The sequence below is a fragment of the Empedobacter sp. 225-1 genome (assembly GCF_030328185.1).
Lineage (GTDB): Bacteria > Bacteroidota > Bacteroidia > Flavobacteriales > Weeksellaceae > Empedobacter > Empedobacter stercoris.
Genome location: NZ_JACALO010000045.1, coordinates 1 through 22,800, shown reverse-complemented (window position 1 = coordinate 22,800; position 22,800 = coordinate 1). Strand labels below are relative to the sequence as shown.

Annotated in this window: 21 protein-coding genes; 2 read left to right on the top strand and 19 right to left on the bottom strand. The window is 32.7% G+C overall.

Features of this window, described 5'->3' with window-relative positions:
* Positions 1-94 precede the first annotated feature (94 nt).
* The 7 genes from HX088_RS12150 to HX088_RS12120 form a co-directional block, all read right to left on the bottom strand.
* The gene (locus HX088_RS12150) at positions 95-1,504 is read right to left on the bottom strand and encodes a M1 aminopeptidase family protein (protein WP_286484286.1); all 1,410 of its coding nucleotides are present in this window, start codon (positions 1,502-1,504) and stop codon (positions 95-97) included.
* 237 nt (positions 1,505-1,741) lie between these two features.
* Entirely contained in the window at positions 1,742-2,188 is a 447-nt protein-coding gene (locus tag HX088_RS12145) for a hypothetical protein (RefSeq protein WP_286484285.1), read from the bottom strand.
* A gap of 854 nt (positions 2,189-3,042) precedes the next feature.
* Positions 3,043-6,294, bottom strand: coding sequence for a hypothetical protein (locus HX088_RS12140; RefSeq protein WP_286484283.1), 3,252 nt, complete (start codon positions 6,292-6,294; stop codon positions 3,043-3,045).
* A gap of 27 nt (positions 6,295-6,321) precedes the next feature.
* Positions 6,322-6,945, bottom strand: coding sequence for a phage tail-like protein (locus HX088_RS12135; RefSeq protein ID WP_498822775.1), 624 nt, complete (start codon positions 6,943-6,945; stop codon positions 6,322-6,324).
* 221 nt (positions 6,946-7,166) lie between these two features.
* Complete coding sequence (locus HX088_RS12130; RefSeq protein ID WP_286484281.1) at positions 7,167-8,387, bottom strand: bifunctional folylpolyglutamate synthase/dihydrofolate synthase; 1,221 nt, start codon at positions 8,385-8,387, stop codon at positions 7,167-7,169.
* Positions 8,388-8,489: 102 nt separating this feature from the next.
* Positions 8,490-9,650: a Na+/H+ antiporter NhaA gene (nhaA, locus tag HX088_RS12125; protein ID WP_286484280.1), complete on the bottom strand. Its 1,161-nt coding sequence runs from the start codon at positions 9,648-9,650 to the stop codon at positions 8,490-8,492.
* Positions 9,651-9,723: 73 nt separating this feature from the next.
* On the bottom strand, positions 9,724-10,818 hold the full coding sequence (locus HX088_RS12120; protein WP_286484279.1) for an anhydro-N-acetylmuramic acid kinase: 1,095 nt from the start codon (positions 10,816-10,818) through the stop codon (positions 9,724-9,726).
* A gap of 446 nt (positions 10,819-11,264) precedes the next feature.
* Between HX088_RS12120 and glyA the strand changes: the two genes are divergently transcribed.
* Positions 11,265-12,539, top strand: a complete 1,275-nt coding sequence (glyA, locus tag HX088_RS12115) for a serine hydroxymethyltransferase (RefSeq protein ID WP_286484278.1) — start codon at positions 11,265-11,267, stop codon at positions 12,537-12,539.
* A gap of 365 nt (positions 12,540-12,904) precedes the next feature.
* On the opposite strand, the gene atpG is transcribed toward glyA, so the two are convergent.
* From atpG to HX088_RS12075, 8 genes are all read right to left on the bottom strand, one after another.
* Positions 12,905-13,777 carry an ATP synthase F1 subunit gamma gene (gene atpG / locus HX088_RS12110; protein WP_284583181.1) on the bottom strand — a complete coding sequence of 291 codons (873 nt, stop codon included), beginning with the start codon at positions 13,775-13,777 and terminating at the stop codon, positions 12,905-12,907.
* Positions 13,778-13,847: 70 nt separating this feature from the next.
* Positions 13,848-15,422, bottom strand: a complete 1,575-nt coding sequence (gene atpA, locus HX088_RS12105) for a F0F1 ATP synthase subunit alpha (protein ID WP_171623383.1) — start codon at positions 15,420-15,422, stop codon at positions 13,848-13,850.
* Between the two features lie 11 nt (positions 15,423-15,433).
* Positions 15,434-15,994 carry an ATP synthase F1 subunit delta gene (atpH, locus tag HX088_RS12100; protein WP_225539663.1) on the bottom strand — a complete coding sequence of 187 codons (561 nt, stop codon included), beginning with the start codon at positions 15,992-15,994 and terminating at the stop codon, positions 15,434-15,436.
* Between the two features lie 2 nt (positions 15,995-15,996).
* The gene (locus tag HX088_RS12095; protein WP_171623381.1) at positions 15,997-16,491 is read right to left on the bottom strand and encodes a F0F1 ATP synthase subunit B; all 495 of its coding nucleotides are present in this window, start codon (positions 16,489-16,491) and stop codon (positions 15,997-15,999) included.
* Positions 16,492-16,587: 96 nt separating this feature from the next.
* Positions 16,588-16,797 (bottom strand): ATP synthase F0 subunit C, encoded by a 210-nt coding sequence (gene atpE / locus HX088_RS12090; protein WP_013598300.1) that lies wholly within the window; start codon positions 16,795-16,797, stop codon positions 16,588-16,590.
* A 54-nt stretch (positions 16,798-16,851) separates the two neighbouring features.
* Positions 16,852-17,988, bottom strand: a complete 1,137-nt coding sequence (gene atpB, locus HX088_RS12085) for a F0F1 ATP synthase subunit A (RefSeq protein WP_171623380.1) — start codon at positions 17,986-17,988, stop codon at positions 16,852-16,854.
* 78 nt (positions 17,989-18,066) lie between these two features.
* Complete coding sequence (locus tag HX088_RS12080; protein WP_286484277.1) at positions 18,067-18,447, bottom strand: hypothetical protein; 381 nt, start codon at positions 18,445-18,447, stop codon at positions 18,067-18,069.
* A 4-nt stretch (positions 18,448-18,451) separates the two neighbouring features.
* Positions 18,452-18,667, bottom strand: a complete 216-nt coding sequence (locus tag HX088_RS12075; protein ID WP_188319252.1) for an AtpZ/AtpI family protein — start codon at positions 18,665-18,667, stop codon at positions 18,452-18,454.
* A gap of 32 nt (positions 18,668-18,699) precedes the next feature.
* On the opposite strand from HX088_RS12075, the gene dusB reads away from it, so the two are divergent.
* The gene (dusB, locus tag HX088_RS12070; RefSeq protein WP_171623377.1) at positions 18,700-19,698 is read left to right on the top strand and encodes a tRNA dihydrouridine synthase DusB; all 999 of its coding nucleotides are present in this window, start codon (positions 18,700-18,702) and stop codon (positions 19,696-19,698) included.
* 58 nt (positions 19,699-19,756) lie between these two features.
* On the opposite strand, the gene HX088_RS12065 is transcribed toward dusB, so the two are convergent.
* The 4 genes from HX088_RS12065 to HX088_RS12050 all read right to left on the bottom strand — a co-directional run bounded on the left by HX088_RS12065 (position 19,757) and on the right by HX088_RS12050 (position 22,646).
* Complete coding sequence (locus tag HX088_RS12065; RefSeq protein WP_171623375.1) at positions 19,757-20,053, bottom strand: hypothetical protein; 297 nt, start codon at positions 20,051-20,053, stop codon at positions 19,757-19,759.
* Between the two features lie 89 nt (positions 20,054-20,142).
* On the bottom strand, positions 20,143-20,526 hold the full coding sequence (locus HX088_RS12060) for a hypothetical protein (protein ID WP_260541911.1): 384 nt from the start codon (positions 20,524-20,526) through the stop codon (positions 20,143-20,145).
* Positions 20,526-21,590 carry a DUF2891 domain-containing protein gene (locus tag HX088_RS12055; protein ID WP_284583179.1) on the bottom strand — a complete coding sequence of 355 codons (1,065 nt, stop codon included), beginning with the start codon at positions 21,588-21,590 and terminating at the stop codon, positions 20,526-20,528. Before HX088_RS12055 ends, HX088_RS12060 begins: the two co-directional genes overlap by 1 nt.
* 21 nt (positions 21,591-21,611) lie before the next feature.
* Positions 21,612-22,646 (bottom strand): alpha/beta hydrolase, encoded by a 1,035-nt coding sequence (locus HX088_RS12050; protein ID WP_171623372.1) that lies wholly within the window; start codon positions 22,644-22,646, stop codon positions 21,612-21,614.
* Positions 22,647-22,800 lie beyond the last annotated feature (154 nt).

Here is a 22,800-nt window from a genome sequence, read left to right as displayed (position 1 = left end):
AAACCTCGCTTAAAATGGCTTAAACGAGGTCAAATATTTTAAATTTTTATAAAAATTGGAGTTGTGCAACAGTTACCCTTGTTGGCTGTAGTTATTATTCTCCCCATAATATTTTCATATTTTCAACAGTTGAATCACCAGTTAAATATTTTTGTACAATCTTATTATAAAGCTCATTATTATTAACAGCTTTCTTTAATGTAGTTTCAAAAAAAGCTTTGTTAGAAATACACTCTTCTCTTTGTAATAGTAATCTAATCCATTGCTTCATTTTTTCGTCACCTATCTCTTTTTCAATACTAAATAAAATTGTGGTTTGATAATCATAAGCATAAGTTTGACGGTCATTTGTGTTTTCTAATTTAATAAAATCCAACATTGCTTTATGTTTAAAATTTGGGTCTCCAATCCATTCCAAGCCTTCTCTTATCCCATTTTCTATATAATCATTTTCTTTAAATTGACTTATGTATTTAAAAGCTAAAAATTGAGCAAAACCTTCATTAATCAAGTTTTCTAATGTATTGTTGCACTTTTTTAATGTTCCAAAATAATAATGGCTCAATTCGTGAACAATTGTAGATAAAAAGCCTCCTTTTAATTGTTGGTCAAAAGTAGCTCTTAAATCACTTGGTGAATTTCCACAAATTGTAAAAGTTGGATTACTTGCAAAAGCAAAGTAACCTGTTTCATTTGCTGTCATATAAGCTTGTACCCAATGAACTTTTTCTTTGTATGGAATGTTGGTATATGAACTCAAAAAGTTTACAATTTCTCCATTTATTTTATCAAATTCATCAACTTGAATATCTGAAAAATTCGCATTAAGCAAGGTAATGTTTTTAGCTTCTTGAATGCCGTATTTTCCAATAAAAAGATAAGGTTCTCTTGGACTCTCGCTTATAAAATGTGCCTTTTTTACATTCAAAGGTTTTGAACCATTGAGATAAATTTGCTCACAATCTTCACAAATTATTTCAATATCGTATTTCACAAGTTCATATTGAAAATCGTTCTCAACATCATACAAGGTAGGAAACCAAGCAGATTGATAACCGTCCATTCTAAGTAATCCATTCATAAAAGCTATGTTGCCCCTCCAATCTATCTTTTGGTAATTTTCTGAAATGGTATCATTTATAACTGGGAATTTTCCAACGTATCTAAATCGTAGTTTTTTCGGTAAGAACTTTTCACCTTTTGTACTAGCAGGAAAGTAATAAGAAACTGACTCATATGTTTGTAAAGAATCTGTTAATTCACGTTCATAACCAAGTAAAAATTTATTAGGTTCTATACTTTGTATATTAACGATATTTAACCCTTTATTTAATCTGATAAGATAATTACCTATATCAGAATAGTCACTTAAAATAATATCGCAATCAATGGTTCCGTTTTCGATTGAAAATTTAGCAGTTCCTGATATTTTTGGAATTTTGTCTTGTGCGTTTGAGAATACTACTATAAATAAAAATAAAAAGAGTATAAGATTTTGTTTCATATTTTAGAATATTGTTTTAACACTGTCGCTTGTTATAATTACAGCCAACGAGCCGAGTATTTGCGAAGAACGGGAGAGAATTTGAACGAAGTTCAAGTTCGTCCGTTCAAGCAAATTGCTTGATTAAAACTAAATTAGTGTATTGTTTTAAGAAAAGCAATTTTGTGAGCGGAAAATTATGATATAAAAGTTTACTTTCAGCCCGTTTTTCGCGAAATACTATGTTAGCTGATGTTTTTATTGATTGCAGCTTGGTTGTAAAATAGTTTCAGATACTTTAGTTAGGTAAAATATACTTTCTGATTTATATATTTTATTGCTTTTACAAAACTTAAAAGTAAAATAGGGAGTCTCAAAATCTGGAGTGTTAATTTCAATTTCTCTGATTAATTTTTTGTCTTTATAAAAATAAAATCTTGTTTTATTAAGATCTAGATCCTTTGTCTTAAAATTTAAATTTAAATCTCTTTCGATTTCATTTGAAAATATAGGAACACTTTCATTACCTCTTATATATTGAAAATAATCCCAATCAAAGTTGGTTATCTTAGAAAAGTCAAAAATTTGTTTAGTTTTAGTCTTTTCATATTTATTATTAGCTTCTTCTAATTCTTTAAAAAACTTATTTTCAAAATTATTGCAGGAAATAAAAAGACTTAATATTAGGAGTAAATGAATTTTCATAAGAGTTTTTTAGAAAAAATATCAGCTAACTCTCGAATATACGCAACTTTCTATAAAAACCAAATAAAAAGTTAAAACAAACATTACTTGTTGTAAATAAACTAATTAAATATGATAATTAATTGCGTATTTAGAATTGTTTGTGGATTTTTTTTTGTGTGATTTTAAATTCAAATAAAGTTTTACGTTAACAAATAAGAGTATTCCTGAAATTATAATTGGCCATAAAAACATATAAAAATCGAGTGGATTTTCTTTTATATTTTTTTAGACTATCAAACATATTTTTCCAACCTTGAGTTCCAGTCAATATTGAAATGAAAGTAAAATATCCTACGATACTTAAAAATAGAACTAATATTTTTAGTCATAATTTTGATTTAAGTTTCGTGAAAATCAGCTATATCCTCAATTCGTACTTGCAGCTTACTCCCTACTTAAAGGCAGGATAAAGGCAAGATGAAGGCAACATAGTGGCAGTAGAGTGGCAGTAGAGTGTATACAATACTTTTTTTTGGACGGTTGAAGGTTGATGGAAATTCGTCTAAGTTCTCGATACAAAAATCTTAGAGTTTCACGCGAACTGACGAAAATTAAAAGTGGTTTTCAAGAGCTTTAATTTTGTTGTCGGTTTATAGTTTTAAAAAAAGGAAACTCATTGCGCGCGAGGTTTGCATTTTCGCAACAAGGCATGATTAGGCGGTGACGATTTGCTGAATCAAGCAAATGGGCAGCGGCTACTTTTGGGTAATGAACTCGGGAAAGGTTTCGCGAAGCGAAATAAATTAGTCAAAAAAAGAAAGGCTACCCGAAATGGATAGCCTTATTACTTGTTATATTCTTATTCTGAAAAATTATTTATATAACCGAGTACGTATCATAGGATTGGAAATTGTACTACAATTTTTAATTTTTATTTTAAAATATTGTGTATCTCCATAAGTACATCCTTGACGTTTAGTAACTACTTTTAAATATAAATTATCTACAGCACTATATTCTGAATATAAATTTCTCAATTGATATTGATGAAACTCTTCATCATAACGAGGATCATTTACATCTATTTCAGGTAGTGTTGAATTAGCAATGTCGTTCCATCCTAAAATATCATATTCACCTGTTATTGGATCAACCGTATTACTTAATGTTGCATAAGCAAAAGACAGTTCGTATCCTGAACATGGATCTAATTTTTCCACTCGAAATGGTGCTGATGTACAAAAAACAGTTTTATCTTCATCAAACTCAAAATTAGGAATTACAGAGACGTCGTAAACATAAGTTCTTGTACCTAATAAATTTGCAGATACGACATTATCCATTCTTAATTCAACGCGATCAAAAGAAGCTCCAATTCCATCTAAAATTACGGCATATTTATTTTGAGATTGATCTGCTATCAATTTTAATAAATCCAATTTAATTAAAGAAAAGTCATTATTTGTAACAGGATCTCCAATTGGTTGATCACCTAAATAACGTTGAATGCTAAAATTAGATAATACATTTAAGTCTAAAATTGGTGCACCTTCTGCACTCATCGTTATCCGAACTTTATCTCCCGGTCTTGCTATCTCTTTAAACTTTACTGTTAAAGTCTGCCTATTTAATGCACCTACTGAGGTATTAAATATTGCTGCAGTTGAAAAGTCTGGTGACCCATTTAATGGATTATTAGCATTCGAAGTATCTTCTATTGCATCTGCAGCTAAATAAGGATAAACTACTCCTGAAAGTGCTGTTGCGACTCCTAAACCTGCGTCTTCAACACCATATAACACATCTTGTGTTGACGTATTTAAAAGCAAATGTGCGTCTAAATCCCCTTGTATCTCAGCACCTTCGATAGCGATATTTGAATCACAAACTCCTGCTTGTGAAATTGGAATTCGTTCATCAACATAGGCTCCGTAAACTTTGGCAGAAGTAGCTACACCTAATAGACCTCCATTAATGATTCGAACTCCACCATAAGGAATCTCATTACCATCAACTTTTGGGACATAGGTAAATTCAAAAACATTATCTCCAACCAATACATTCAGTAAATCGACCTCATTAATAGAAATTAAATCTCCAACAATTTGTCCGTTTTGATCTAATGTTTGAATAGTTGTTCCTCCAATTAATTGTAATAAACTGTACTCTTGACCTAACTTAATAGTAATAGGAGTACCTGCAGGAATTGGATCTGTTGCTACATTATCAAAAGTAAGATCAATCCAAGCAGTACCAATACCAGCTAGATTAAGCAGATTGAATATGGTTCCGTGGGTAGATAAATCATCATCAGCAGCCTTCTCACTATCAGAAGTACCTCCCGTTAAAACAAATCCTGTATCTTTGTTTCTTGCTATTCTTTGTACATAACGGTAATCACATTCTTCTTTATCGTAAACATATACCGTAATACGTTTAACAATATCACATGTTACATTTGAATCATTCGTATTATTTTTAGAAATTGCATAGTAATTATAACTACCAATTTTATTAAATTGAATTGTTTGTCCTGTAACTTCTGTATTTGTTAATTCGTCAAAAATTTGAACTCCTTGATTACTTGGCAAATCAGAACTATAAAGCGCTGAATCAAAAAGTACCGATGCATCAGGTGTTCCATCATTATTGGCATCTAAAGGAACGCTAATTGCAGATTTACCCGTAATTTTAAATTGAGGGTCTTGAACTACTGCAAAACTACTGTACTCATTTGGACAATGTCCTGTTGTATTAATCCCTTTAATGTAGTACGTACCCAAAGGCTGCCATTTATTTGCTTCTTTTTCTTGTGGAGTTGTAAATGGAATTTCATTTTGCTCTCTGTCAACCACAACATAAGCAGTATTTACATTAAAATCTGGAATGATTTGCGTGAGATCAAATTTACGTTCGCGAATATTGTTATTTATAAATTCTCTCGAACATACTTTAACTGTTTCGGGTTTTGTATCTACAAAAGCAACGTCATAAATACGCAAATCTCCTATAACATCCAACACACCCAAACTCACTGGTTTTTTTACACTAACCGATACCTTATCAAAAGCTAAAATCGCTCCATTAGCATCGGTAGGTGGAGTCGCTAAAAAACTAAAAGGCACATTATTTCCTGCATTGATTAATCCTAATAAATCAGCATTAACAACACTTGCATCAACCGTTTGTGAACTTAATTTAGTTGTTCCATTGTAGAAATTAATTTCAATCCCTGAAGCCACTTCTACGTCTAATAAACTCGAAGGCATTTGCATTTTAATGCGAACTAATTTATCATCTGTAAGTTTAGGCAATTGAAAAAACTGTTCCATACTAACTCCTAATCCTAAATTTAGCAAGGATTGATTACCAAAACTTGAAAAAGTAGTTAAGTCACTATCTATTGCATGATGCGGATTGTTAATACCCGTATTATTGCCCAATAAAGTAAGTAAATCATCTGCTACTTCACTATAAGTTAAAAACTCTAAACAACTTTCTGGGTTATCATAGTAATAAGTATCATAAACATGTATCCATCGAGCTGGTGTAGTTATAAGCCCTCCTAATTCTGCTCTTACTGATACTTGATCAAATGATTGACCTAATGAAAATTTAAAATATGAATTTCCAAATCCATCACGTAGTAAACGCATCTTATTTAAATCAGCTCTATTGTAATTATGCGTTGTTCCTGTAAAAATATCGTTATTTCCGTTTTTAAATTTAAAATAATTTTCAGGAATTCCTCCTAAAAGACCACTTACAACATTATTCAAAAAACCTCCAATATATCCTCCAGCTATTTTATCTAAAATTTGACCATCACTTACATTAACTTTCATATAAAAGTCCTTATTAGCTGGCACCGCAGTTGGATAATTTAAATGAAGGTTTGGCGAATAAGAAACAAAAAGGGAAAATTGAGAAGTCTTTACCTCTGTATAAGTATTAACATCTGTATCGTAAGCTTTAGCACGTTCAGCTTCATTAATTGTTGGTCCTCCTAAATATCCTGCTGTAGAAGAAGAACTCGTTGGTCTAATTTTCTGTGCCAACGCATTTGTTCCTATTGTCATAGAAAACAACAGCAACATGCTTTTTAGTATATTTAATTTTTTCATTATTTTCTAAGTTTAAAAGTTAAACAACTATTTCACTACGAAAACAATGTTGACAAAAGAATAATCGGTACCTGTACCTATTACATCATAAGTTAAAACGCCGTTAGCATCAATTGATAAATTAGCTAAAGATGTCGTGTCGTAATCTGTAATATAGTAATAAAGATCTGTTGCTGACGGAACATTTGGAATTGCTACAGGAGCACCATCACTTTTAATAAATTTGGGACTTGGTGTATTAACATCCACAGTTCCTCCATCATTATCCATTACAAATGTTTTTCCAGTAAATTGAGCCACATATTCTGCATGCAAATTTCTCTTTAAACCAGTTGCTGTTACAGAAGTATTAATGACAATAGATGGCATATAAAAAAATTGGGTTGAAGCGCTTGTTGATGAAGCTAACTTAACCCAAATTATACCGTTATAATAATAAAAACCTTCTGTATTAATATCTATCGCTGTTCCGGTGTTAGTTCCTGTCGAAACATCATTAACATAAATCATTGTAGATTTTTCAACATCTTTCATTGATTGAGCTCTTTCTCTATCAACTCTCGGAATTAAAACGCCTTGAACGTCTGTAGATGTTCCTGTTGCATTAACTGCTGTCACATCTAAAGTAGCTTTTGGATTCTCTGTTCCAATACCTACTTGTGCATAAGTAAGAGAAGCAAAAACTCCAAATACTATGATAAGTAAACATTTTTCATAAATTTTTAATTAACTAAATCATTACGAATATAATCTGTTTTACAAACATTTACACGTTTTGTTTAAAAAAAAATGAATAAGATTTTATTAATTTTATTTAAATCAGATGTTAAATGGAAAAATTATTAATTAAAAATTGTTAAAGTATAAAAATGTTATATCACTTCAGCGACAACGAATGTACTCCCTCCAATATAAATCATATCATTCACAGAAGCATTATTTTTGGCTGCAAGCAATGCTTTTTCTACAGAATCGAAAAAATGTTTGTCCTGTATATCTTCTGGAATTATTTGATACAGCTCATCAATATCATATTTCCGTGGAACATTTGGTTGACAAAAATAATAAGTTGACTTTTTTGGAAAAAACTGAAGAATTGACAAAACATCTTTATCGTTGACAAATCCCAAAACTAAATGCAATTGATTATATGGTTGTTCATTAATTTGTTTCGAAACTTCTGCTAAACCATGGGGATTATGCGCCGTATCAGCAACAATAAGCGGATAATGACCAAGAATATCCCAACGACCACGAAGGTTTGTGTTTTTTACAACATTCAATAATCCATTAGTGATATTATCTGTAGAAATCGTCCACCCTTGTTTTTGTAATTGTTCTATCGCTGCAAGTACAGCCCGTTTATTTTTGATTTGATACGAGCCTTTCAAATCTGAAGTTAAATCTTGAAAATGCTTTTCTTCGGCTAAAATAATTTCTGCATTTCGTTCTTGGGCAACTTTCATAAAAACTGGTTTTGTTTCGGCAGTTGTTTCTCCAATGACAACCGCTGTATTTGGTTTAATAATTCCAGCTTTTTCAAATGCAATTTTATCCAAGGTATCCCCTAAAAACTGTGTATGATCTAACCCAATATTTGTAATAATTGAAAGTTCTGGTAAAATAATATTTGTTGAATCTAAACGTCCTCCTAAACCTGTTTCAATAATTGCAATATCCACTTTTTGTTGAGCAAAATACTCGAAAGCCATTGCAATAGCAATCTCAAAGAAAGATGCTTTTTGATCAATTATTTTTTGTTCGTGTTTATTGACAAAATCCACTACAAATTCTTCTTCTGCCATCACACCATTCACACGAATACGTTCTCTAAAGTCTTTCAAATGTGGAGAAGTGGTTAATCCAGTTTTGAAACCCGCTTCCTGAAAAATAGAAGCCAACATATGAGACGTACTTCCTTTACCATTTGTTCCTGCAATATGTACTGTTTTAAACTTCGTTTGAGGATTTCCTAAATAATTACACAAAGCTGTAATATTAGTCAAATCAGCTTTCATAGCAGAAGCTCCTACACGTTGAAACATGGGTAAATTTGTAAACAACCAATCGATTGTTTCTTGATACGTTCTCATTTATTTAAAATTTTATACGAAGATACAATCTAAGTCAATAAAAAAATCGAATTTCTCTGAAGAAAAATTCGATTCTATTGGTTCTTATTTTGATTGATTTAATTAATCTGAATAATCTTGTTTCGTTGTTAATAAGATTTTTAAAAGTACAAAACCAACTATTGCAGCTGTCAAAGAAGCTACCAAAATCATCAGTTTTGCTTCTTTTACATAGCTTGGATCTTTGAATGCTAACATCGAAACAAAAATCGACATTGTAAATCCAATTCCTGCTAAAATTCCTACACCAAAAACTCGTTTAAAATTGACTGCCGTTGGTAATACACATAATCCTAATTTTACTGCAATCCATGTAAATAAAGTAATTCCAACTGGTTTTCCGACCACTAAACCTAAGAAAATACCTGTAGCTAATGGAACACTAAAATGTGAAAAACCTCCAGCATCTATCGTTATTGCGGTATTTGCTAAAGCAAATAATGGTAATATAACAAATGCTACAGGAATATGTAAAGCATGCTCCATTTTAGCTGAAAGTGATTTAGAATCATCTTTATCAAAAGGAATTGTAAATGCAACCAAAACTCCCGCAATAGTAGCATGAATACCAGAATGTAACATAAACCACCACACCGCAATTCCTCCTATAATATACGGAATCATTGATTTTATTTTCATTTTATTCAGCGCAAAAAGACCGAACAAAATAGCCATTGCAATTCCGAATTGTGTAAAATCTAAAGGCATTTCTGGATTTGGATAAAACAACGCAATCACGATAATTGCTCCTAAATCGTCAATTACTGCCAAAGCAGTTAAAAATACTTTTAGGGACATAGGAACACGTTTTCCCAGCATCGTAATAATTGCAACAGCAAATGCAATATCAGTTGCCATCGGGATTCCAAAACCATGAATGGTATCTGTACCTTTATTGGTTAAATAGAAAATAAAAGCTGGCATAGCCATTCCACCAATTGCTGCAAACACTGGTAAAATCGCCTTTTTAGTATCGGATAATTCTCCTACAAATATTTCTCTTTTCAGTTCTAAACCTATCAAGAAAAAGAATACTGCCATTAATCCATCATTTATCCAATGTGCGAATGAATGTCCAAACATGTCCATCTGCCAAATAGCATCATACGATTCTGCAAACGGTGAATTGGCTAAGAATAAAGAAAATGCTGTACAGAATATCAAAAATATTCCTCCAGACGTTTGGCTATGAAAAAATTTATTAAAAAGTTTAGTAACAATCATTGTATTTTTTTTTAGTTCGGTAAAATTAATGAACTCGTTTTTAACTGCCTAATTATAACTTAAGAATTGAACTTTATTTAAAACTAAACTTCCTTTTGATATTATTGCTTTTAATCGCTTCGAAAATAACTCCTGAGCAATGATCTTTACTCGCACCAGTTACAGAAGACAAGCAATTAACTTCGTTCTTAATTCGTTTATATCCAAGAAAAGCAAAGATTAAAGCTTCTTTAAAATCGATTAAATTATCGTTTGGAATGATGATTTCAACATCAGATAAATCTCGTAATCTATTGATAAAAAATACATTTCGTACGCCTCCTCCAGTTATCAACACATTGTTAATATCATAAAAAGAAAAGACTTCTTGAATTTGAAACACGAAGTGCTCTACACAACTTCTCAACTTATCTTGTGTCGAAATAGCATACTTATCAACAATTGTTAAGAACTCTGATTCGATCCATTCGTATCCCAAAGATTTTGGATAAGACAATTGATAAAATGCAAGCTGATTTAACTCTTCAACCAACGCGTGATTTACATTTCCTTGTTGTGCGATTTCTCCATTTTTATCATAATCAACTCCTAATTGATTTGCATAAAGATTCAGAACAATATTAATCGGACAAATATCAAACGCAATACGTTGTTGGTTTCTATTCAAGGAAATATTAGAAAAACCTCCTAAATTGAGACAAGCATCATATTGATGAAACAACAATTCGTCGCCAATCGGAACCAAAGGCGCACCTTGTCCTCCTAAAACAACATCTTGTGTACGAAAATCACACACTACTTTTTGTTGACAACGAGAAGCTATTGCAGCACCATTTCCGATTTGTAAAGTAAACGATTTCTTCGGTTGATGAAAAATAGTTTGTCCATGCGATGCCACAAAATCCACGTCTTTTATTTCATATTTTTGCATGAACTTTTTGACTTGTTCTCCCAAAAAATAACCAAAATTAACGTCTAATTCACACAAATTCATTGCAGAATATTGGTAAGCCTCGGAGAGATTTTTTCGCCAATCTGCTGTATAATTGATGGTTTCGGCATGTAAAATTTCGAAAGTACCTGCATCATCAAACCGAACGTAGCAGATATCCAAACCATCTAATGATGTTCCAGACATCAAACCAATACAAAAAGTATCATTTTTCATGAGGTAAATTTAATGAGAGAATTTGATAGTTAATGAGTCTTTAAGAATATTATAGATTAAAAATCTTTTGTTTGGATTTGTTAAACTCCTCCAAAGATTCGGAATAAGAAAAGAATTATCTTATATTTTTTTAGCGCCTTTCTATTGAAAAGTCAATTTGAATTCGTTTGAAAAATAAATTATTTTTTAGATTAAAATAAGTAGACTTTATATAAAATAACAACTACTCTTTTCTCAATCTGCGTTAGGGATAGTAGTGGAAATCCTTTTTTGGTGTGGAGCTTGTCTACACACCAAAAAAGATTGCAACGGATAGCCCGCCCGAAGGGAACGCCCAAAATAAATAAAACATAGTGTTGATAATTCTTATTTTATAGCGAAAACATCGTATAGAAATTAGACGATAAAATCTTATATTTGAAACACAATAAATACAAACAAAAAACATGGCACAAGATGTAATCTTTGATTTGATCGAAGAAGAAAAAGAAAGACAATTAAATGGAATTGAACTAATCGCGTCAGAAAACTTTGTATCTGACAATGTAATGCGCGCGATGGGTTCTGTTTTAACGAACAAATATGCAGAAGGGTACCCAGGAAAGCGTTATTATGGCGGGTGCGAAGTTGTAGATGAAGTAGAAACTATTGCAATAGAACGTTTGAAAGCATTGTTTAATGCAGAATATGCGAACGTACAACCGCACTCTGGTTCTCAGGCAAATGCGGCAGTTTACTTAGCTTGTTTGAAACCTGGAGACAAAATTTTAGGCTTCGATTTATCGCATGGTGGGCACTTAACACATGGTTCTCCCGTTAATTTTTCGGGAATGACTTACCAAACTTCTTTCTACGGTGTAGACAAAGAAACAGGATTGATAGATTACGAAGCAATGGCAGAAACGGCTCGCAAAGAGAAACCTCAAATGATTATTTGTGGTGCATCGGCTTATTCTCGTGATATTGATTACGCAAAATTCCGCGAAGTTGCAGACGAAGTTGGCGCTTTGTTATTAGCAGATATTTCTCACCCAGCAGGTTTGATTGCTCGTGGCATCTTAAACGACCCAATGCCTCACTGTCATATCGTAACAACTACGACACATAAAACACTAAGAGGCCCAAGAGGTGGCGTAATTATGATGGGAAAAGACTTCGAAAATCCTTGGGGATTAACTACTCCGAAGGGAGAAATTAAAATGATGTCTCAAATTTTGAACGGAGCAGTCTTCCCAGGAACACAAGGAGGTCCTTTGGAGCATGTTATCGCATCAAAAGCAGTTGCTTTCGAAGAAGCGTTATCTGATGGATATATGGACTACATTGTACAAGTTGTGAAAAATGCAAAAGCATTAGCTGCAGCGTTGGTTGCAAAAGGATATAACATTGTTTCGGGCGGAACAGACAATCATTGTATGTTGATTGACCTAAGAAACAAAGGAATTTCTGGTAAACAAGCAGAAAATGCCTTGGTATTGGCAGAGATAACTTGCAACAAAAACATGGTTCCTTTTGATGACAAATCACCTTTCGTAACATCAGGAATTCGTTTAGGTACAGCGGCAGTTACAACGCGTGGTCTTATAGAAGCAGACATGCAAACAGTAGCAGATTTGGTTGACGAAGTGTTAATGAACATCGATAATGAAGAGGTTATTGATAATGTAGCAGATCGTGTAAACGAGTTTATGTCGTCACGTCCATTATTTCAAATGAAGTAATTCACAATTAAATCTAAGCAATTAGAATATAGTAAGCCTTGACATTTGTTCAAGGCTTTTTTTGTTCATATAAAAATGTCCTGACGTTTTAAGTAAAACCTCCTTAGGTTTTATGTAAAACCTAACTACGTTTTAATCAAAACCTAACTACGTTTTAATCAAAACCTAACTACGTTTTAATCAAAACCTAACTACGTTTTTAAAGACCTCTCTAAACCGCATTATTAGGGGTACTAATGATTGAATTAATTACTAAAGAGATTTCGCATAATTTCAGTACAACATGTCAATCAATAATAGTTATAAAAAAAGCAACTTCTTGTAAGAAGTTGCTTTTGTATTTAAAATAAGATAAGTCGTTTGTCTTATGCATTCAACGCTTCTGCCCCACCAACGATCTCTAAGATCTCGTTTGTAATAGCAGCTTGACGCGCTTTGTTGTACTGAATCTTTAATGATTTCTGTAACTCGCTTGCGTTGTCTGTTGCTTTATGCATTGCCGTCATACGTGCTCCGTGCTCAGAAGCATTAGCGTCTAACACAGCTTTGAATAATTGCGTTTTTAACGTTTGAGGAATTAAGTCTCTTAAGATTTCTTCCTTCGAAGGATTGAAGATGTAATCTAACTCTGCTGTATTGTTAGTTTCGTCTTCTTTTTTCTCTAAAACAACTGGTAAGAATTGTTCGTCTTGAACGATTTGTACGGCTGCATTTTGAAATTGGTTATATATGATTCTTATTTGATCATATTGACCTTCTTCAAATTTTGCAACTAAATCATCCGCAATCTCAGCTACATCTGCAAAGTTTAAATTATCCCAAATGCTTGATGCATTTTTATAGATAGTTTGTGTTTTACTAAAAGTATCGTTTGCTTTTTTACCAATTGTTAAAAGCTCTATTTCTTTACCAGCTAATTCACCAGCCAATAAAGCATTTACTTTTTTGATGATGCTCGAGTTGTATCCTCCACATAAACCTCTGTTTGAGTTAATAACGACTAATAGTACTTTATTAACTTCGCGTTCTTCTGTTAATGCACCTCCTACTTCAGCTTCTAAAGTAGAACTTACATTTTGTAAAAGTTCACGTAATTTATCTGCATAGGGACGTAACTGTACAATAGAATCTGTAGCACGTTTTAGTTTTGCAGCAGATACTAATTTCATAGCACTTGTGATCTGCATTGTAGAACCTACAGAAGTAATACGTGTACGTATATCTTTTAAATTTGCCATAATTCTATTTGAGATGAAGGATTAAAAGAAACTTAGAGATCAGAAACCTCTAAGTTTCATTTATATTTTATTAGTACTTAGAAGTAGTTTCAGCTACTACTTTCTTCAATACGTCTGTAATTTCGTCAGTCCATTTACCTAAACGGATAGATGTTAAAGTGTCTGTATATTTGTTTCGCATTAGCTCAACAAAATCAGCTTGCCACTCTTTCACTTTGTTTACTGGAACGTCTTTCAACATACCATTAGTACCCGCAAAAATAACTGCTACTTGTTCTTCTACTGGAATTGGAGAGTTAACATCTTGTTTTAATAACTCCACGTTACGTTCACCTTTTCCAATTACGTTCATTGTTGCTGCATCTAAATCAGAACCAAATTTCGCGAAAGCTTCTAACTCGCGGTATTGAGCTTGGTCTAATTTCAATGTACCAGATACTTTTTTCATTGGTTTTGTTTGTGCAGAACCACCAACACGAGATACAGAGATACCTACGTTAATCGCTGGACGAACACCAGAGTTGAATAAATCAGACTCTAAGAAAATTTGTCCATCTGTAATCGAAATTACGTTTGTTGGGATATATGCAGAAACGTCACCAGCTTGAGTTTCGATAATTGGTAAAGCAGTTAAAGAACCACCACCTTTTACGATACCTTTCATAGATTCTGGTAAATCATTCATTTGAGATGCGATTGTATCATCTTTAATTACTTTCGCAGCACGCTCTAATAAACGAGAGTGTAAGTAGAAAACGTCTCCAGGGTATGCTTCACGTCCTGGTGGGCGACGTAATAATAAAGACACCTCACGGTAAGCAACTGCTTGTTTAGATAAATCATCATAAACAATTAACGCTGGACGACCAGAGTCACGGAAAAATTCACCGATTGCAGCACCTGCCATTGGCGCATATACTTGCATTGGAGCTGGATCAGATGCATTAGCAGCAACTACTACTGTATATTTGTCTGCACCGTGATCTTGTAATGTTTTCATAATACCAGCAACTGTAGACCCTTTTTGTCCTACTGCAACATAGATACAGAAAACTGTTTCACCTCTATCGTAAAATTCTTTTTGATTTAAGATTGCATCTAAAGCAACAGAAGTTTTACCTGTTTGACGGTCACCAATGATTAACTCACGTTGTCCACGTCCAATTGGAATCATCGAGTCAATAGAAACGATACCTGTTTGTAAAGGCTCGTTTACTGGTTGACGGTAGATAACTCCTGGAGCTTTACGCTCGATAGGCATTTCGTATAATTGTCCTTCGATTGGTCCTTTACCATCGATCGGATTTCCTAACATATCAACAACACGTCCTAACATTCCTTCACCTACGTTAATAGATGCAATCTTGTTTGTACGTTTTACTGTATCACCTTCTCTAATTCCTTTTGAAGGTCCGAAAAGTACAATACCTACGTTATCTTCTTCAAGGTTTTGTACCATTCCTTCTAACCCGTTTGAGAATTCTACTAATTCTCCGTATTGAGCATTGTCTAACCCGTAAACACGAGCAATACCATCCCCAACAGTTAGAACGGTTCCAACTTCAGCTAATTCAACTGCTGAATCAAAGCTTGAAAGTTGTTGTTTTAATATAGCTGAAACTTCAGCTGGATTTATTTCTGGCATTTCTGAAATATTTAAAATTTAGGAATGTATTCGTTTTTCGAAAAATCTTTTTTAAGCGTAGCTAACTTTGTTTTGATTGAAGAATCTACTTGATTGTTTCCTATTTTTAAAACGAAACCACCAATTAAAGATGCGTCAATTTTGTTTTCTACTTTTACTTGACTACCTGCTGCTAAAGTTTGTTTTGCTTTTGCAACAATGTTATCAATTGTATGTTGATCTAATTGTACTGCCGAAGTAATTTCAGCTGTTACAATATTATTTGCTTGATCATATAATGTGATAAACTGATCAGCAATTTTAAACAAGATATTTTCTCTACCCTGTCTAACGACTAATGAAATGAATGTTTGAGAAGTTTTTGATAAAGATTTAAAAATCTCACTCAATACGACTTCTTTTTTCTTCGCATCAATCACCGGAGAGTTTAAGAAAATTCTTAAATCTTCATTCTCTTTAATGATTTTGCGAACATCATTCATTTCAGCATACACTTCATTTGTTTGATTTGCTTCAATAGCAAATCCCATCAAACCTTTAGCGTATCTATGTGCTGCTCTGAATCCTGCCATGATTAATTGAATTTTACTTGATCAATAACGTCATTAACTAAAGCCTCTTGTGCAGATTTATCTGACAATTCTTTTGTTAAGATTTTTTCAGCAATTTCAATTGATAACTGTCCAACTTGATTTTTGATATCAGCCATTGCTGATGCTTTTTCGTTTTGGATAGCTGTTTTAGCGTTTTCAATTAATTTGTTAGCTTCTACAGTTGCAGAATTTTTCGCCTCGTTGATGATATTTTCTTTCATTTCACGCGCTTCTTTCAAGATTGCATCACGTTCTGCACGAGCTTCTTTCATGATTTTCTCGTTTTGAGCGTTTAATAAAGCCATCTCTTCTTTCGCTTTTTTAGCTGCGTTTAATGCATCTTCGATAGATTGTTCTCTTTCTTTAACTGCAGATAAAATTGGTTTCCAAGCTAATGATCTTAACAATACTAATAAGATGATAAATACGACCGCAGTCCAAAAAATAAGACCAACTGAAGGTGTAATTAAATCCATTGTGTGTATGTATTAAATTTTATTTTTTACTAATTAATTTTTTAATGAATTAGCTTCAACAACCAACCGTTATTGAAGCTAATTTTAATTCAAATATTATCCGTTACCTAATAACGCAACTACGATACCGAATAAACCTGCACCCTCGATTAAGGCTGCTGCGATAATCATAGCTGTTTGAATTTTTGAAGCCGCTTCTGGTTGTCTAGCGATTCCTTCCATAGCTGATCCACCGATTTTACCGATACCTAAACCAACTCCTAAAACTGCTAAACCTGCTCCGATTGCTGCAATACTTCCTGTCATGATAATTGTATTTAATTATTAAAAAATTATTTTATTGTTTTTTTCTATTTATTCTTAATGATGATCGTGTTCTGCTACTGCTGTTCCGATGAATAAAGAAACTAACATTGTGAATACGAAAGCTTGTAATGCCGCTACTAATAACTCTAAACAGTAAATAAATAAAGCTAAAGGAATAGAACCTCCTGCCATTGCTTCTGTTTGGAAGATAAAGATTAACGAAATTAACGACATAATGATGATGTGACCTGCTGTAATGTTCGCAAATAAACGAATCATTAAGGCGAAAGGTTTTGTAATAATTCCGATCAACTCAATTGGAGCTAAGATAATTTTTACAGGAACTGGCACACCTGGCATCCATAACATGTGTCCCCAGTAATCTTTGTTTCCTGAGAAATTAATTACGATTAATGCGATTAATGCTAAAACAAATGTCACTGCGATATTACCTGTAACGTTAGCCGCACCTGGTAACAAACCTAATAAGTTGTTGATCCAGATAAAGAAAAATAACGTTAGTAAGTAAGGCATAAATTTCGCATATTTTTTCTCTCCAATATTTGGAATCGCTACTTCATCACGCACAAAAATAATAATTGGCTCGATGAATCCTGCGATACCTTTTGGCACCATATTTCCTTTTTTGTAGTTAGATGCTACTGCAGAGAAAACTAAGATTAAAATCACGAAAGAGATTAACATTGACGCTACGTTTTTCGTAATAGAAAAATCTAAAGGTTTTTCATTATCCAAGTGATACACTCCTTTCTCATCGATATGAGCTTGGATTGTTCCTTGTGCATCTGTTTTGTAGATTTTTTCGTGGAAGTTGATGTAGTAATTTCCATTACTTTCAGCAACTGCCTCATTGTGATGAAATTTAGAAGACATGAAAACATGTAAACCATTATCCCATAAAATTATTGGTAATGCAACACCTACACTTTTTTCGCCTTCTCCCCATAAATGCCAATCGTGCGCATCTGCAATATGATGCATAATACCAGGCACGGGATTGAACGTAGATTCACCAGATTTCACTTTAGCAGCTTCCTCTTGACTCTTTGCTTGCTCAATTTTAACTAACTCCTCAAACGTTTTTGGAAGATTCTCTTGCGAAGATGCTGCGTGCTGAGCAAATCCGAAATTGAAAAGTAATAAAAACGCTAATAACGCTGAAAATTTCATGTATAATTCCTTTGTTTCTAAATTGCGTGCAAAATTATAGTAAATTAACCACTTACCAAAGTCAAATGCTAAAAATCATTAAACTTTTTTTAACTTTAAATTAATTAAGCGAATAAACACTAAAACTTCGGCAAGCAAAATTACAAAATAACTTATAATTAATTGCACTACATTTGATTTAATTTGCTCATTAACAACAACCAAAACTAAGACAACTGCCATCTTCGCTATCATCCCTCCCATAAAGGCAAAGCCTACGTATTCGGGAAATTTTATTTTCACAAAACATCCTACTTGAAAAATCATTAAGGTGATTAATCCAATTATCAAATACATTTTGGGAACAATTAGCGGATTTTCGCTAAAATTATAGTGAGTAACAATTGTGTAATGAATCCCACAAAAAATTGCAACCATTACAATAAAAGCAAGTGCTAAAAGAATAAATTTCTTGATCATTTTATTATTTTTTTGGTAATTGCTTCAACATCAAATATAATCCTGCAAAAACACCCAGCAAAGATAAGCCAGCCGTCCATAAAGGCTGCGTTGTTTCGAACTTTTTATCTAAAAAAGTGCCCAACCAAGCAAACAAGGCAATCACAGCTGCCATCTGAATTCCCATAGCAGAAAACTTTAAATATTGATTTACACCTTCGGTCTTTCGATCTTGTTTCATAAGTTTTATGTAATTTTGCAAAAAATTATTTCGTGGTAAAGATAGGAAACATAGAATTACCAGACTTCCCTTTATTGCTTGCACCAATGGAAGATGTAAGTGATCCGCCATTTCGTCGACTATGTAAAATGCATGGTGCAGACTTGATGTATACAGAGTTTATTTCTTCTGAAGGATTGATTCGTGATGCAATAAAAAGTCGTCAAAAATTAGATATTTTTGATTACGAACGTCCAATTGGTATTCAGATATTTGGTGGAGATGAAGAAGCAATGGCCATGTCTGCTAAAATTGTCGAAACCGTACAACCTGATATCGTAGATATTAACTTTGGATGTCCTGTAAAAAAGGTAGTGTGTAAAGGAGCTGGAGCTGGCGTATTAAAAGATATAGATTTGATGGTACGTTTAACAAAATCTGTTGTCGAAAGTACGCATTTACCAGTTACCGTGAAAACTCGTTTGGGTTGGGATTCCGAATCAATTAACATTTACGAAGTTGCAGAACGTTTGCAAGAAACAGGTATCAAAGCATTGTCTATTCATGGTCGTACACGCATGCAAATGTACAAAGGAGAAGCAAATTGGGAACCGATTGCAAAAGTAAAAGCAAACCCAAATATTGAGATTCCGATTTTTGGAAACGGAGATATTGATTCGCCACAAAAAGCAATTGCATACAAAGAAAAATATGGTGTAGATGGTGTGATGATTGGTCGAGCAGCAATTGGTTACCCTTGGATTTTTGAGCAAATAAAACACTATCGTGAAACAGGAGAATTGTTAGCAGAACCTACTATTATAGAACGAATGGAAGCTGCAAAAAACCACTTAAATTGGGCAGTTGAATGGAAGGGTGAGCGCACAGGAATTTTAGAAACTCGTATGCATTATACCAATTATTTCAAAGGAATTCCAAATTTCAAACCTTATCGTACAAAATTAGTTACGCATGATAACTTAGTTGATTTGGAAGCAACTTTCAAAGAAATTGAAGAAGAATTTATTCCGAAATTAACGGAAATACAATAAAACCAAAAAATCCACCAATTGCTTGGTGGATTTTTCCATTATAAACTTGAGACTACACTTAATTGCATTTATCTACAAGCATCACTTCTTCAGGATTTAATGTATCAAACTTAATCAATACCACTTCATCTACATCCGCTCTGGAGCGTAATGTAACTTCGTAAACTTCATCATTTACAGGATATTGAATTGTTGCTTTCGGACGTTTAAACGTACCGCTTGTTTCAACCACAACTCCTTGTACACACTTTCCGGTTTTCGTCAATTGATCTTCTAATTGTCCTTTCGAATATTGACTATAACCAAAAGCTATAATGCCTAAAACTGCAAATATGATGTAAAAATATTTTTTCATAAAATTCAATTAATGTTTATTATTTGTATTTGTTTGAAACAAATTTAGAAACAATTCTACTTCAATAAAATCCCTATCATTAGCTAATTTTAGATGTGAATTCCTATACCTCCAGCTTCGCAAATAGGATTTGTATGCCAATCGGCATCATCATCAAAAAGTAGATCAAATTGGTGTTCTTGATAAAATTCCAATTTATCTTCACTATCGGTATAAATAATTTTATCTACGACACCCAATGTAGTCGCATCTGCAATTAAATCTGCATTACGACCTTCCAATTTCAGTTGAATATTCATCTTTAAACAATGCTTTACGTATTGCTCGTTACTTGTCCTAACCGTCATGATCCAGACATCATGTCCTTTTCGAATCATTCGTTGGGCTAACTGAAACAAAACGTCATCTGTCAACGTATCATCGTAATCAAACGCTACTTTCAATTTATAATTTCCGTCCTGATCCTTAAACATTATTTTATTTTTAGTTCTTGTTTTGTTTTCAATGCATAAAGTGCAAAAGTACCCAACCAATGACTTCCCATGTAATCGTCATTTGAAATATTATTTAATGAATAATTGAGGTGATTTTCTGCAATTTTATTCAACTGTTTTAATTCGGGTAATTTATGTTCAATTTGATACAAAGCTGTTGCACGACTAAAATTTAGTCCATCTAAGTGCACCAAATGACCATCTGTACGATCTGAAACTATTCCAGGATTCAATTCAAAATTCTTTTTAAATAATTGAGGTAAAAAATCTTTTAACCATTCTTTATAATCCTCTTTTTGTTGAATTTTTGACATAATCAATGCTTCTTCTAAACAAGCAGATAAAAAATCGGAACCACTTGGCTCGAAAGCAATGTTACATTTTGTATCTTTTCCATACAAACGATTTGCATGAGTTACAATCACTTTTTCGAACGATTTATCATTGACAGAACGTGCATAATCTATCGCTAAACTCAAACCAAAAGCCGTATTATCATGCGTTCCTGTACGAATTGGATAAACTAATTTCGGTAAATACTCTTTGTATCTAACAATAATCAAATCACTCAAAGGTTTCAGATTTTTTGCCCAAACTTGCGCATCTTTATCTTGCCAATTATTCAATTCCATTTGCAATTGTAACAACCAAGCCCAACCATAAGTACGCTCAAAATTCTTGTTATTTTTATCATTAAAAAAGGCCATTTCGACCGCAACATTTTCGGCTGTAATCAATTGATTTAACTCATTTCTAACTTCATTATTTTGATCCAATTCAGGAAAATTTTTCATCAATTTCACAATCGACCAAAATCCATGCACAGACGAATGCCAATCAAAACAACCATAAAAAACTGGACGCAGTTGCTTTGGCGTTTTCAAATCCTGATCACTTCCCAAAACATTTCCTAGTTTATTCGGATACTCAGTCTTGATACAATGCGTTGGTAAATCGAAAATTTTCTTTGCTTGATCTAAATTCAAATCTTGTGCAAAAGCAGTCGTCGTCAATAAAGTTGTTAAATAGAGTATTTTTTTCATCAAAATGTTTTTACCAAATTACTAATTTTTATTCGAGTCCAAGAATTTTTCTAACTCTTCTTTTGCTTGTAAACTTTCAGGAAAATTTTTCACATTTTGTTCAAAAAACTGTTTTGCTAAATCATTTTTCTTTTGTTTTACCAGATAATTTGCAACATTATTGATATACGTTTCTGTTGGTTGAAAAGAATAATTCAATTTTCTAGAAATCGTTTCAAAAGAATCCTTCACCAAATTTGGTTGATTCGGAATCTCTTTAATATTCACACGATAACCATCAAACTGCCAACGCAAATAATCAATCGAGCCAATCATCGGAACCGAACCATGTTCTTCGTCAATATATTGTTTGTAATGATAATTCAATGATTTATTCTTTGATGATTTCAAACGTTCGTCCACCTTTTTTATACTTTGATAATGGTCTCGTAAATGATCTGCATTTTGACTTTCACCAACTTGTGTTATCATGAAGAATCGATTCTCGAAAGAATGATTTTCTAAATTTTGATAAAGATTCAATAATTCTTTGTCATTAAACCAAACACTTGGATCGTGCGCAACATATCCATTGAAAGTTTTGGGATGGTTGTACAAGGTTTTCAACGCAAAATATCCACCTAAAGAATGTCCAATTAACAAACGAAAATCATTCACACGATAATTTTTCTGCATAAAAGGAAACAATTCATTTTGAATAAAATTCAGAAAATTAACATCATTTACATGTGTAAAATCTTTTGTTCGATCACCATTTTTATTAGTAATTCCGACAATGATCGATTCAGACATTTCTGGATAAAATCCCGATTGAAACTTAGAAACTACGCCTGTTAAAAACGTAAAATTAGATTCGGCATCTAACACATAAATCACAGGATAATTTACTTTTTGAAGTTTATTATTATAATACGATTCGGGAAGATTCACCCAAATTTCTCGTTCAGTATTTAAGATTTTGGAATTTATTTTTTGGATTTCAGCAATTGATAATTTCTCTTGAGAAAAACCGATTTGAGAGAAAATCAAACAAAATAAAAGTAGGAATTTTTTCATGTATAAAATTTTTCTAAAAATAACTATTTAGAATTATTCTACACAAATGATTTTAGACAAAAAAAAACGACCTCATCTACACTGCCCCCAAAAAGTTAGACACTTTTGGGGGCATTTTTTATGACAAGAAAAGTAAAATATAGTGTAGCATTTA